This is a genomic window from Nonomuraea sp. NPDC004354, from assembly GCF_053602555.1.
This window is the reverse complement of record NZ_JBSGDV010000026.1, coordinates 22,130-34,562: the sequence shown is the minus strand read 5'-3', so window position 1 is coordinate 34,562 and position 12,433 is coordinate 22,130. Positions and strand designations below refer to the sequence as shown.

Below are 12,433 nucleotides of genomic sequence, written 5' to 3'. Positions count from 1 at the left end.
GTCCTGATCGGTAACGTGATTCTTACGTGGGGCCGGCAGTCGTCGCCATATTGAATCGCGATTCAACACGTTTATCGAACTTCCTGGTGACAATGTCCGGAAAAGTCTTGCTCATGTTGATGTTGGCTGCAACACTCCTGCTTTGGTCTGCAGTGCCCGGTTGGTCGCGAGACCCCTCGTACATCTGAATCTAGAAGGAGTAGCGGCCGTGTCCCGTACCCGGTACACCCGTCGTCTTCCGGCCGTCGTGGCGGCGGCCGGGCTCGCGCTCGCCGTCGCGGCGTGCGGCGGTGAGTCGTCGACCGACAGCGCCAAGCCGGCACAGAGCGCGGCGCCGCTCAACGCCAAGGCCGACCTGTCCAAGCAGAGCCTGACGGTGACCGTGTGGCCGGGCTACACGCCCAAGGAACTGCCGGAGAAGGCCAAGGCCAAGCTGGGCGTCGCGGACGTGAAGGTCGTCGAGCACGACACCAACGAGACCGCGATGGCGAAGCTGACCGGGCAGGGCGGCGCGGGCGTCGACGTGGCCTTCGTCTCCGGCCAGTACGCCCAGGCGCTGGCGGCGGCGGGCCTGCTGGAGCCGATCCACCCCGAGCTGATCCCGAACCTCAGCAACCTCTACCCCGAGGCCACGCAGCTCTCCTACGACAAGGGCAACAAGATCTCCGTCCCCTACACCTGGGGCACGACGGGCATCTGCTACCGCAGCGACCTGGTCAAGGCCGAGCCGACCAGCTGGAAGGACATCCTGACGCCGCCGGCCTGGGCCGAGAAGAAGGTCACGATGATGACCACCGAGCGCTGGCTGGCCCTGCCCGCGCTCAAGTCGCTCGGCTACTCGGTCAACACCGACAAGGACGAGGAGATCGCCAAGGCGAAGGAGCTCCTCCTCGCGGCCAAGCCCAAGCTGCTCCAGTACGACGACGTGACCTTCGGCGACAAGCTGAAGTCCGGCGAGGCCGTCATGGTCGAGGCGTGGGACGGCTGGTGCCCCACCACGGACCCGAAGAACAACATCAAGTTCGTGGTCCCCAAGGAGGGCAGCGACCTCTGGGTGGACACCATGGTGATCATGAAGTCCTCCAAGAACAAGGAGGCCGCGCACGCGCTGATCAACTACATCCTCGACCCCGAGATCCACAGCTGGGCGGCCGCCAACATCAACTACAAGGTCCCGAACAAGGCGGCCATGGACAAGGTCCAGATCCCCGAGGGGTCGCTGCTCGGCATCTCGCCCGCCGAGCTGCTCCAGGGTGAGTCGATCATCGACCTGGGAGAGGCGGCGACCAAGTTCACCCGCCTGTCGACCGAGGTCGCGGCCAAGTAAGCGTGAAGACCGTGGGTAAGGCCCGGCCGGTGTCCCCTCGGTGGGGGCGCCGGCTGGGCGCGTTCGTGTTCCTGGGGCCCGGCATCGCCTACCTGGCGGTGCTGATGCTGGTCCCGCTCGTCCTGGTGCTCAGCTACACCGTCTTCAGGCGCGGCCGCTTCGGCGGGATCGTCTACGAGTTCACGACGGAGAACTTCACCAGGCTGCTCGATCCGCTCTACCTGGACGTGGTCCTGGAGTCGATCGAGCTGGCCACGCTGACCACCGTGTTCGCGCTCCTGCTCGGCTACCCGACGGCGTACCTGATCGCCAGGCTGCCGCGCACGTGGAAGACGATCGCGCTGGTCGCGATCGTCCTGCCGTTCTGGACGAACTTCATCATCAGGATCTACGCGTGGACGATCCTGCTGAGCGGCCCCGGCCTGATCAACTCCGCGCTGGGCACGCAGTTCGAGCTGCTCTACAACCAGGGCGCGATGGTCACCGGCCTGCTCTACTCCTACCTGCCGCTCATGGTGCTGCCGCTGTACGCCGCCATCGAGAAGCTCGACCCGCAGCTGCGCGAGGCCTCGGCCAACCTGGGAGCCTCGGCCTTCACCACCTTCAGGCGCGTGACGCTCCCGCTCACGCTGCCGGGCGTGGCCACCGGCTGCCTGTTCGTCTTCGTGCCGAGCTTCGGCAACTTCGTCATCCCGGAGATCCTCGGCGGCGGACGCTCGGCCACGGTCGGCACGCTGATCCGCACGGAGTTCCTCAAGTCACGTGACTGGCCGTTCGGCTCCACCCTGGCGCTCGCCGTGATCCTGGTCCTGGTCGTGCTGCTCGTCGTCCAGTCGTGGGTGAACCGCCGTGGGTAAGCCGCGCTTCCTCTACGTGCCGTTCTGGCTGACCTACGTCTTCCTCTACGCGCCGATCCTCGTGCTCCTGGTGATGTCCTTCAACGCGGGCCGCTCGCCGTACGTCCACGAGGGCTTCAGCCTCAAGTGGTACGGCGTGCTCGCGCAGGACGAGAAGATCCTCAAGGGCCTGGCCAACACGCTGATCGTGGCGGCGGGCTCGACCGTGCTCGCCACCGTGCTCGGCACGATGCTGGCGGTGGGACTGGCCAGGTACACCAGGTCCAAGCTGCTCGACGCGCTCGGCCTGATGCCCGCCATCCTGCCCGACCTGGTGCTGGCCATCGGCCTGCTGGTCTTCTACGACGTGGTGAAGTTCAGCCTCGGCCTGCACTCGGTGATCCTGGCGCACGCGCTGTTCGGCATGGCGTTCGTCGCCGCCGTCGTGCGCACCAGGCTCACCCACGCCGACTCCTCGCTGGAGGAGGCCTCACGCGACCTCGGGGCCGGACCCGTCACCACCTTCGTCAGGGTGACGCTGCCGCAGCTCGTGCCCGGCATCGTCGCCGGCGCGCTGCTGGCCTTCACCCTGTCGATCGACGAGTTCGTCATCGCGTTCTTCACGGCGGCGCCGACCGAGCCGACGCTGCCGATCGTCATCTACTCAATGGTCAGGTTCGGGGTGACCCCGGAGATCAACGCGCTCGCCTCGATCCTGCTGCTGGTGAGCTTCACCGTGGTGATCGTCGCCCAGCGCATGACGAAGATCGGGGAGATTCGTGCTCAAGATTGACGGCGTCACCCGCAGGTTCGGAGACGTCACCGCGCTCGACAACGTCTCGCTCGAGATCGAGCAGGGCGAGTTCTTCGCCCTGCTCGGCCCCTCCGGCTGCGGCAAGACCACGCTGCTGCGCATCCTGGCCGGCTTCGAGACGCCCGACGCGGGCACGGTCACCCTCGACGGCGACGACCTGCTGTCGATGCAGCCGAACCGGCGGCCGATCAACCTGATGTTCCAGTCCTACGCGCTGTTCCCGCACATGACCGTGGCCAAGAACATCGCCTACGGCCTGGAGCAGGAGAAGCTCGGCAAGGTCGAGATCAGGCAGCGGGTCGGCGAGGTGCTGGAGACCATCGGGCTGGCCGAGATGGCCGGACGCAAGCCGTCCCAGCTGTCCGGCGGCCAGCGCCAGCGCGTCGCCCTGGCCAGAGCGATCGTCAAGCGCCCGCGGCTGCTGCTGCTCGACGAGCCGCTGTCCGCGCTGGACAAGAAGGTCCGCGCGGGCATGCAGCTGGAGCTCAAGCGGCTGCAGCACGAGGTCGGCATCACCTTCGTCGTGGTCACCCACGACCAGGAGGAGGCCATGTCGCTCGCCGACCGGATCGCGGTCTTCCAGACGGGCCAGGTGCGCCAGGTGGACGAGCCGGTCGCGCTGTACGAGCGGCCCCGCACGCCGTTCGTGGCCGACTTCGTCGGCGCCAACAACCTCTTCGAGGGTACGGCGGTGCCGGGCGGCCTCGAGGTCCCCGGACTCGGCGTCCTGCCCGCCGAGAGCGCCGAGATCGAGGATCCTGAGATCGTCGAGCCCGACGACGCGGCGTCCGAGAAGCCGGTGTCCGAGGAGCCGTCGTCTGAGGAGCCGTCGTCTGAGGAGCCGGTGTCCGAGGATGCGGTGTCTGAAGGCGCCGAGTCCGAGGATGCCGCGACCGACGGCCCCGATTCTCCCGATGCCGAGTCCGAGGGCGCCGAGTCTGACGGTGCTGAGTCTGATGGCGCTGAGAGCGAGGGTACCGACGCCGAGGGCGCGGAGACCGAGCGTGCCGAGTCAGAGGACACCGCGACGGACGGCGCCGAGTCTGACGGCGACGAGTCTGATGGCGCCAAGGCCGAGGGTACCGACGGCAAGGTCGCGGAGACCGAGCGTGCCGAGTCCGGCGGCGCCGAGTCCGACGATGCTGAGTCTGACGGCGCTGAGAGCGAGGGAACCGACGCCGAGGGCGCGGAGCCCGAGCGTGCCGAGTCTGATGGCGCCAACGCAGAGGGAACCGACGGCAAGGACGCCGAGTCTGACGGTGCTGAGACCGAGGACGGCGAGGCCGAGGGCGGCGAGGCCGAGGGTGGCGAGAGCAAGGGCAGGAAGGCGCTGCTGGCCGTGCGGCCGGAGAAGGTGCGGCTGTCCGATGAGATGTCCGGCGAGGGCCTGCCCGGCACCGTGGTCGATGTGAGCTTCTACGGTGGCATCTCGCACATCGCGGTCACCGTGGAGGGCCGGGACAAGCCTGTCCTGGTGGCCCAGCAGGGCGCCGCGAAGGTCGAGGCGGGCGCCCAGGTCCGGCTCGACTGGGACGCCCACGACGCGGTGCTGATCCGGGAAGGTTGAGTCAGTGGGGAGCCAGCTGGCAGCCGGTGGCCGCTCGGGCATAGCTCAGTATCAGCTCCACGGCCTCCTCGGGGCCGATGAGCGGATGCCTGGCCGTGATGCGATAGCCGTAGGCGTCCTCCAGGGCCACCAGGTTGCGCGCGATCGTCAGCGAGTCGGTGGCCAGGGTGAACACGCCGAGCGCCGTCCCGGTGTCCAGGACCGCCTGGTACATCGACACCTGGCGGTCGTACAGGGTCGTCAGCAGCAGGCCGTAGATCCGGTTGCGGCCGGCGGCCCCGCCGAGCTCGTTCAGCAGCCGCACGTCCGGGTCGAGCGGCCCGGTCGGCAGTCCCGAGCGGATGGTGACGACCAGCTTGCGGGCGGGGTCGCTGATCGCGGAGATCTGCCGCATGCGGTGCTCGTAGAAGCGCTCCACGCTGGCGTGGTGGGCCTCGACCAGCAGCTCGCTGAGGTCGGGGTAGTGGTAGAGCACCGCGCCCGAGGTCAGTCCGGCCTCCTCGGCCACGTGCGTCAGCTGCACCCCGTCGATGCCGTGGCGGACGATGGCCCGCCGGGCCGCCTCGATGAGGTCGATCCGCCGGTCCGAGCGACTCTTGCGCGCGGTCACCAGCACCCCCGTTCCTGTGGCGTCATTAAGGTCATGCGGGCACATACTGCCTTGAAGTTGACCATCCCGCTAGACAGTATTTGAATTGAAATTCAACTGAGTGTCCCCCCGGAGTTGATCATGTCTCTCACCATCCTGTTCATGCCCGAGAGCGCGTACGGACCCACGAACAACAGCATCGGCATCGGTGACATCCTGCGCCGCAGGGGGCACCGGGTGGTCTTCGCCGCCGAGGCGTCGTGGAAGGGCAAGCTCGAGGCGCTCGGCTTCGAGGAGGACCTGGTGGACCTGGCGCCGCCCGCCGAGGAGGAGCAGGACGCCGGCCAGTTCTGGAAGGACTTCATCCGCGACACGGCTCCGGAGTACCGCAAGAGCACCAAGGAGCAGCTCGAGACCGTCACCAAGCCGATCTGGGACGCCCTGATCGACGGCGTGAAGTACTGCGAGCCGCAGCTCAAGGCGATCATCGAGCGGGTGCAGCCCGACATCATCGTCGAGGACAACGTCATCACCTTCCCCGCGCTGCTGACGACGGGCAAGAAGTTCGTCAGGATCGTCTCCTGCAACCCGCTGGAGGTTCGCGGCGAGGGGATCCCGCCGGTCTTCTCCGGCCTGCCCTCCGGCGACCGCGGCGAGTGGGACGCCTTCGTCGCCGAGTACGACCGCACCCACCGCGAGATCTGGACCGCCTTCAACGAGTGGTGCGTCGAGCAGGGCACCCGGCCGCTGCCCGACCTCGACTTCATCCACGAGGGCGACCTGAACCTCTACGTCTACCCCGAGCTGCTCGACTACACCGACGCCCGCCCGCTCGGTCCGAGCTGGCACCGCCTCGACTCCTCGGTCCGCGAGACCGACGAGGACTTCGCGCTGCCCTTCGAGCGCGCCGACGGCGCGCTGGTCTACTTCTCGCTCGGCTCGCTCGGCTCGGCCGACGTGGAGCTCATGCAGCGCGTCATCGACGTGCTGGCCACCACGCCGCACCAGTACATCGTCTCCAAGGGCCCGCTGCACGAGGAGATCAAGCTCGCTGACAACATGTGGGGCGCGGAGTTCGTCCCGCAGACGAAGATCATCCCGCAGGTCGACCTGGTCATCACCCACGGCGGCAACAACACCACCACCGAGGCGATCCACTTCGGCAAGCCGATGATTCTGCTGCCGCTGTTCTGGGACCAGTACGACAACGCCCAGCGCGTGGACGAGCTCGGCTACGGCGTGCGCCTGTCCACCTACTCCTTCACCGACGAGGAGCTCACGGGCGCGCTGGACCGCCTGCTCGGCGACACCGAGCTGCGCGCCAGGCTGGCCGCCGCGGGTGAGGAGATCCGCCGGCGTGACGGCCTGCGCAAGGCCGCCGACCTGATCGAGCAGCTCGGCAAGTAAGCCACGCCTGACCGACCGTCTGAGGGGAACGCCGTCGCGCGTTCCCCTCAGACGTGGTCTCCGGCCGTCACGGCAGGCGACCGACCCGATCGTTTCCGAGGAAAGACACCATGCGTCAACTGATCAACCCGGCCACCGGCCTGCCGTTCGCCGAGCTGCCCGACACGCCCGTCCACGAGGTGGCCGAGGTCGTCCGGCGGGCCAGGGCGGCCTTCGAGGAGTGGTCGCAGGCGACCCCCGCCGAGCGTGCCCGCGTGCTGCTGCGCCTGGCCGACCTGGTGGAGGCCGACGCCGAGGAGCTGACCAGGCTCGAGGTGGAGGAGACCGGCAAGCCCGCGGCCGTCTTCAGGGACGGCGAGCTGCCCTTCGCCGCCGACAACCTGCGCTTCTTCGCCGGGGCCGCGCGCTCGCTGGAGGGCAGCGGGGCCGGGGTGCTCAGCGCCGGCTACACCTCGGTGCTGCTGCGCCGTCCCGTCGGGGTGGTCGGCTCGATCGCGCCGTGGAACTTCCCCTTCGTCATGGCGGTGTGGAAGCTCGGCCCGGCCCTGGCCGCGGGCAACGCGGTAGTGATCAAGCCCGCGCCTAACACGCCGCGCACGACCGTCCGGCTGGCCGAGCTGATCGCCAAGGCTGGCGCGCCCGCGAACCTGGTGCAGGTCGTGACCGGCGACGCCGAGGTGGGCGAGGCGCTGGTGACCGACCCGGGCGTGGACATGGTGAGCGTCACGGGCTCCACCGAGACCGGCCGGGCGGTCATGACGGGAGCGGCGCGCACGCTCAAGCGGGTGCATCTGGAGCTCGGCGGCAAGGCGCCCGCCCTGGTCTTCGAGGACGCCGACCTGGCCGAGACCGCGCGCGGTGTGGCCATGGGCGCGACCTACAACACCGGCCAGGACTGCACCGCCGCCACCCGCGTCTACGTCGCCCGCCAGGTGTACGGCGACGCGGTGGAGGCCATCCGCGCTACGCTGGCCGAGATCGAGGTCGGCGACCCCTGGAGCCCCACGACGGACATCGGGCCGCTGATCTCCGCCGCGCACCGCGACCGGGTCCACGGCTTCGTGACCCGCGCGGCCGCCGACTCCGGTGGCGAGGTGGTCTGCGGCGGCGCCCCGATCGACGCGCCCGGCTTCTTCTACCCGCCCACCCTCATCGCGGGCCCGCGGCAGGACAGCGAGGTCGTGCAGGGTGAGCTTTTCGGTCCCGTGCTTGTCGTGCTGCCCTTCGACGGCGAGGAGGAGGCGGTCAGGCTGGCCAACGACACCCGCTACGGCCTGGCCTCCTCGGTCTGGTCGCGTGACGTGGCCAGGGCCATGCGCGTCTCGCACCGGCTGGACGTCGGCGTGACCTGGGTCAATGATCACTTGCCCATCGCCAGCGAGGCCCCGCACGGCGGCGTCAAGGGCAGCGGGTTCGGCAAGGACATGAGCCAGGAGGCGGTGCAGGAGTACTCTGTGACCCGCCATTTGATGATCAAGCACGCGGCTCCGGCCGAGCGGGACTCGTTCCGGCCGGCCTAAACGGCGTGTGGCGTTATGGGCGAAAAAGCCGGATTTATGGGTGTTTAGCGAGCTTTGTCTCGTTCGCTGATCTGGTCAGGTTGTGTTCCAATTACGATCGCTCCTGCAATCCCATGCGCCACATGCGTGTCAGAGATTTCCCGAGCACGTATGGCGAGAGGTAGCGACACTCAGTGAGGACGGAAAACCCCCGGCACGCCGCCCCGGGGGAGGACACAGGCAAGCAGCCCGGGCCGGGCGGTCGTTTCCAGCTGGGCAACTGGCGGGTGCGATCGCGCCTCATCCTGCTCATCCTGATTCCCACGGTCGTGGGCGTCCTCCTCGCGGGTATCCAGCTTGCCAACTCCATCGGCACCGCGTCCGAGTACCGCCGCCTGACCCAGGTGGCCGAGCTCGTGCAGCGGCTCGGCGCGCTCTCCCACGAGCTCGGCAAGGAACGGGCGCTCACCGCCTGGTACATCGCCGACAACCGCCGCGCCGGCCGCCTTTCCCAGCTGCGCAACCAGCGGGACGTCGTCGACGCGGGCAAGAAGAAGGTGCTCGACAGCGCCAGGGCGATCGACGAGGCCCACCCGCTCCGCGTGCGCCACGAGGTCGAGGAGGTGGTCCGCTGGCTCGAGGGCCTCGACGGGCTCCGCGACTCGATCATCGGCGACAGCGACAGCGTTCCCCCCCGAGCGGCGATCAAAACCTTCACCTCCATGATCGACGTCATGGAGGGCCTGCAGGGCGAGCTCATCGCCGAGGGCAACAACGAGGGCCTGCTCGGTGACGCCACCGCCCTCGGCGCGCTGGAGCGCGCCAAGGAGGAGGTCTCCCGCCAGCAGGTCATCCTCGTCGTCGCGCAGATCGAGCGCAGCCTCGACTACGACGACCTGTCCGACTTCCTCGGCTCGTGGAACGCCCAGCAGGCCGAGCTGGCCGTCTTCGAGTCCGAGGCGGCGGGCGACGACCTGGCCTTCTACCGCAAGATGGTCCGCGGCCAGGAGGTCGACCGCGCCGACGCCATGCGCCAGCGCGCCCTGGCCCAGATGCGCGAGTACAAGGAGATCCGCGACCTCGACATCACCTCGCGCCGCGACCTCAAGCTCTGGTACGACAGCACCGAGCAGACGGTCGACACCATGCGCAAGGTCGAGGACCAGCTGGCCACCTCCATCGTGGCCCAGACCAGGGAACTGGCCGACGCCGAGCAGCGCAACGCCATCGTCTCCGGCGCGGTCATCCTCGTGCTGCTGCTGCTCGTGCTGCTGATCACCACCAGGGTGGCCGGTTCGCTCGTGCGCCCGCTGCGCAGGCTGCGCGCCGAGGCGCTGGAGGTGGCCGGCCATACGCTGCCCGACACCGTCCGCATCCTGCGCGAGTCCGGCGACGGCGCGGCCATCCCCGAGGTGCCCTCCATCGGCGTGCTCACCCGTGACGAGATCGGTGAAGTGGCCAGGGCCTTCGACGAGGTCCACCGCGAGGCCATCCGGCTGGCCGGTGACGAGGCCAAGCTGCGCGCCAACGTCAACGCGATGTTCGTCAACCTCTCCCGCCGCAGCCAGACCCTGGTCGAACGCCAGCTCCAGCTCATCGAGGGCCTGGAGAACGGCGAGGAGAACGAGCAGCGCCTGTCCGACCTGTTCAGGCTCGACCACCTGGCCACCCGCATGCGCCGCAACAGCGAGAACCTCCTGGTCCTCGCCGGCCAGGAGGCCGCCCGCAAGTGGACGCAGCCCGTCGAGCTCGTCGACATCGCCCGCGCGTCGCTGTCGGAGGTCGAGGGCTACGAGCGCGTCAACATCCAGGTGCCGACCGGCACACTGGTGGCGGGCCCCGCGGTCACCGACGTCGTCCACCTGCTCGCCGAGCTGATCGAGAACGCCATCTCGTTCTCCCCGCGGGAGACCAAGGTCAGCGTCTCCAGCAACCGCGCCGAGAACGGCGTGATGATCGCGGTCGTCGACCTCGGCATCGGCATGAGCGCCGACGAGGTCGCGCAGGCCAACTGGCGCCTGGCCAACCCGCCCGTCGTCGACGTGTCGGTCTCGCGCCGCATGGGCCTGTTCGTGGTCGGCCGGCTGGCGCTGCGCCACGGCATCACGGTGCAGCTGCGCTCGCAGCCCTCCGGCGGCGTCACCGCGCTGGTCGTGCTGCCCGACACGCTGCTGGTCAGCGCGTCCGCCCCGGCCCAGACCGGCTTCCCCTTCCCGCAGACCCAGGGCTCCTTCAGCCCGTTCGACTCGCCCGTCATGGCCGCCCCCGTCGCCCCGTTCGGCATGGACAGCCCGGACGTGCGCGGGTTCGACGAGCCGATGCACACGCCGTGGCCCGGCACGCTGCCCCCGCCCGGAGGCAACACCGCGTGGCCGTCCATGGGCGAGGAGTCCGCCTTCGGCACGGCCGACGCCGAGGCCGCCACGAGCGGCCCGTCCGACAGCGCCTTCCCCAGCGGCACGTTCACCGACAGCGGGTCGCGCGAGCAGGGCTTCGCCGACACGGGATTCTCCACCGGCTCCTTCTCGGACAGCTCCTTCTCGGACGGCGCTTTCTCCGACAGCGCCTTCTTCGACGGCGGATCGCGCGAAGGCGACGGCGGGTCCCGCGAGAGCGCCTTCTCCGACGGCGGGTCCCGCGAGAGCGGCTTCGCCGACAGCGGTTTCTCCGACAGTGGCTTCTCCGACAGTGCTTTCTCCGAGGGTGGCTTCTCCGAAGGCGGCTTCTCCGCCAACGGCCAGCGCCCCGGCGGTGCCGGGGCGTCCGGCGGGCTCGCCGACCGCGGCTGGCCGTCCGCGGTGTCCGGCACGCCCGAACCGGCCTTCGACCCGTTCTCCAGGAGCCTGCCCGAGCCGGACCCGCGGTCGATGGACGCCTTCGGCCGCCCGCTCGAGCCTGAGGCCAACTCCGCCTTCGACCACGTCAAGCGCGACCCCGCCGGCGCGTTCGGCTCCCCGGGCAACGACTCCCACAGCTCCTTCATGGGGCTGCCGGAGGCCGACATGACCGGCCCGCTGCCCGTCGTGCGGAGCTCCCCGATGGACGAGGACGGGGAGGAGTTCCTGCCGATCTTCTCCTCCGTCGGATCCGACTGGTTCCGCCGGCCCGACCCCGAGGAGCTGAAGGCCGCCAGGGAGAGCACGCGGGAGGAGGCGGACCCCGAGCCGTCCCCACGCCCTCGCCTCTCCGGCGAGCAGCCGCCGGCGCCGGAAGGCCGCCCGCAGGGGCTGCCGCAGCGCCGGCCGGGCGAGAGCATGTCCACCTCGTGGTCCTCGCCCGCCGACAGCGGTTTCCAGGCCGCGCGCGCCGCCGCGCAGCCCGCCCAGGGCGGCACGACCTCCTCGGGCCTGCCGCGCAGGGTCCCCAAAGCCAACCTGGTCCCCGGTACGGCGAGCACGCCGGAGAGCGCGCCGCCCGAGGTGCCCGCGCCGGTCTCGCCCGACCGGGTGCGCAGCCGCCTGTCGAGCTTCCAGCAGGGAGTGCGGCAGGGCCGTGAATTCACTCGCGACCACGCCCGCGAGAACAAGGAGGACAGATGAGAGAGCTGAGTCAGGGCGCCCGCGGCGTCAACTGGCTGATCACCGACTTCGTGAACAACGTGCCCGGTGTCGCGCACACCGTGGTCGTGTCGTCCGACGGTCTGCCGCTTGCCTACTCCGAGGGATTCCCCAAGGACAGGGCCGACCAGCTCGCCGCGGTCGCCTCCGGTGTGATCAGCCTCACCCAGGGCGCGGCCAGGGTGTTCGAGGGCGGCATGGTCACCCAGACGGTGATCGAGATGCAGCGCGGCCTGTTGATGATCATGTCGATCAGTGATGGGTCGTGCCTGGCGGTGCTGGCCGCGGCCGACTGTGACATGGGCCTGGTGGCGTACCAGATGACGCTGCTGGTGGAGCGGGCCGGTCAGGTGCTGACACCTGCCGTACGGGCCGAGCTGCAGGCGGCGCGTCCCCGCTAGCGGGGGCGTGAGATGGGGGACAGGAGAAGGCTGTGACAGATCAGGGTTGGGCTGGTGATAACAATCAGGGGCGACATGGGGCCCCACGCCCTCAGGGGCCGAGCTCGCTGGTCAGGCCGTATGCCGTGACCGGTGGGCGCACGGCGCCCAGGGTGAAGTTCGCGATGGAGGCGTTGGTCTCCTCCGCCACATCCGAACATCGCGATCTTTCTCTCCTCAGTCCGGAGTACCAAGCGATCATCCAGTTGTGCCGGTCGGTCAGGTCGGTCGCGGAGGTCTCCGCTCTCTTAAAGGTCCCGCTCGGCATCACCCGGGTGCTGATCGCGGACATGGCGTCCGAGGGCTTGATCCGCGTCCACCAGCCGCAGCTGGAGGCGGGTAAGCCGGATCTCAACCTGCTGGAAAGGGTGCTAAGTGGACTTCGCAGGCTCTAGCG

Annotated in this window: 10 protein-coding genes; 9 read left to right on the top strand and 1 reads right to left on the bottom strand. The window is 69.3% G+C overall.

Features of this window, described 5'->3' with window-relative positions:
- The first annotated feature begins 208 nt into the window (after positions 1-208).
- From ACWENQ_RS41455 to ACWENQ_RS41440, 4 genes are read left to right on the top strand one after another with little or no spacing between them, the layout of a single operon-like run.
- Entirely contained in the window at positions 209-1,327 is a 1,119-nt protein-coding gene (locus tag ACWENQ_RS41455) for a polyamine ABC transporter substrate-binding protein (RefSeq protein ID WP_354923085.1), read from the top strand.
- A gap of 29 nt (positions 1,328-1,356) precedes the next feature.
- Positions 1,357-2,184 carry an ABC transporter permease gene (locus tag ACWENQ_RS41450; protein ID WP_452419213.1) on the top strand — a complete coding sequence of 276 codons (828 nt, stop codon included), beginning with the start codon at positions 1,357-1,359 and terminating at the stop codon, positions 2,182-2,184.
- Positions 2,177-2,956, top strand: a complete 780-nt coding sequence (locus ACWENQ_RS41445) for an ABC transporter permease (RefSeq protein ID WP_449931710.1) — start codon at positions 2,177-2,179, stop codon at positions 2,954-2,956. The genes ACWENQ_RS41450 and ACWENQ_RS41445 overlap by 8 nt, the downstream gene beginning before the upstream one ends.
- Positions 2,943-4,544: an ATP-binding cassette domain-containing protein gene (locus ACWENQ_RS41440; protein WP_452419211.1), complete on the top strand. Its 1,602-nt coding sequence runs from the start codon at positions 2,943-2,945 to the stop codon at positions 4,542-4,544. Before ACWENQ_RS41445 ends, ACWENQ_RS41440 begins: the two co-directional genes overlap by 14 nt.
- A 1-nt stretch (position 4,545) precedes the next feature.
- Here the strand turns inward: ACWENQ_RS41440 and ACWENQ_RS41435 are convergent, their stop codons facing one another.
- Complete coding sequence (locus ACWENQ_RS41435) at positions 4,546-5,160, bottom strand: TetR/AcrR family transcriptional regulator (RefSeq protein WP_449931714.1); 615 nt, start codon at positions 5,158-5,160, stop codon at positions 4,546-4,548.
- Positions 5,161-5,274: 114 nt separating this feature from the next.
- Between ACWENQ_RS41435 and ACWENQ_RS41430 the strand changes: the two genes are divergently transcribed.
- The 5 genes from ACWENQ_RS41430 (at position 5,275) to ACWENQ_RS41410 (ending at position 12,431) form a co-directional block, all read left to right on the top strand.
- On the top strand, positions 5,275-6,540 hold the full coding sequence (locus ACWENQ_RS41430; RefSeq protein ID WP_449931716.1) for a glycosyltransferase: 1,266 nt from the start codon (positions 5,275-5,277) through the stop codon (positions 6,538-6,540).
- 110 nt (positions 6,541-6,650) lie between these two features.
- Entirely contained in the window at positions 6,651-8,060 is a 1,410-nt protein-coding gene (locus ACWENQ_RS41425) for an aminobutyraldehyde dehydrogenase (protein WP_449931718.1), read from the top strand.
- Positions 8,061-8,233: 173 nt separating this feature from the next.
- The gene (locus ACWENQ_RS41420; protein WP_452419209.1) at positions 8,234-11,578 is read left to right on the top strand and encodes a nitrate- and nitrite sensing domain-containing protein; all 3,345 of its coding nucleotides are present in this window, start codon (positions 8,234-8,236) and stop codon (positions 11,576-11,578) included.
- Positions 11,575-11,997, top strand: a complete 423-nt coding sequence (locus ACWENQ_RS41415; protein WP_354923062.1) for a roadblock/LC7 domain-containing protein — start codon at positions 11,575-11,577, stop codon at positions 11,995-11,997. The genes ACWENQ_RS41420 and ACWENQ_RS41415 overlap by 4 nt, the downstream gene beginning before the upstream one ends.
- A 107-nt stretch (positions 11,998-12,104) precedes the next feature.
- On the top strand, positions 12,105-12,431 hold the full coding sequence (locus ACWENQ_RS41410) for a DUF742 domain-containing protein (RefSeq protein ID WP_354923097.1): 327 nt from the start codon (positions 12,105-12,107) through the stop codon (positions 12,429-12,431).
- The last annotated feature ends 2 nt before the right edge of the window (positions 12,432-12,433 follow it).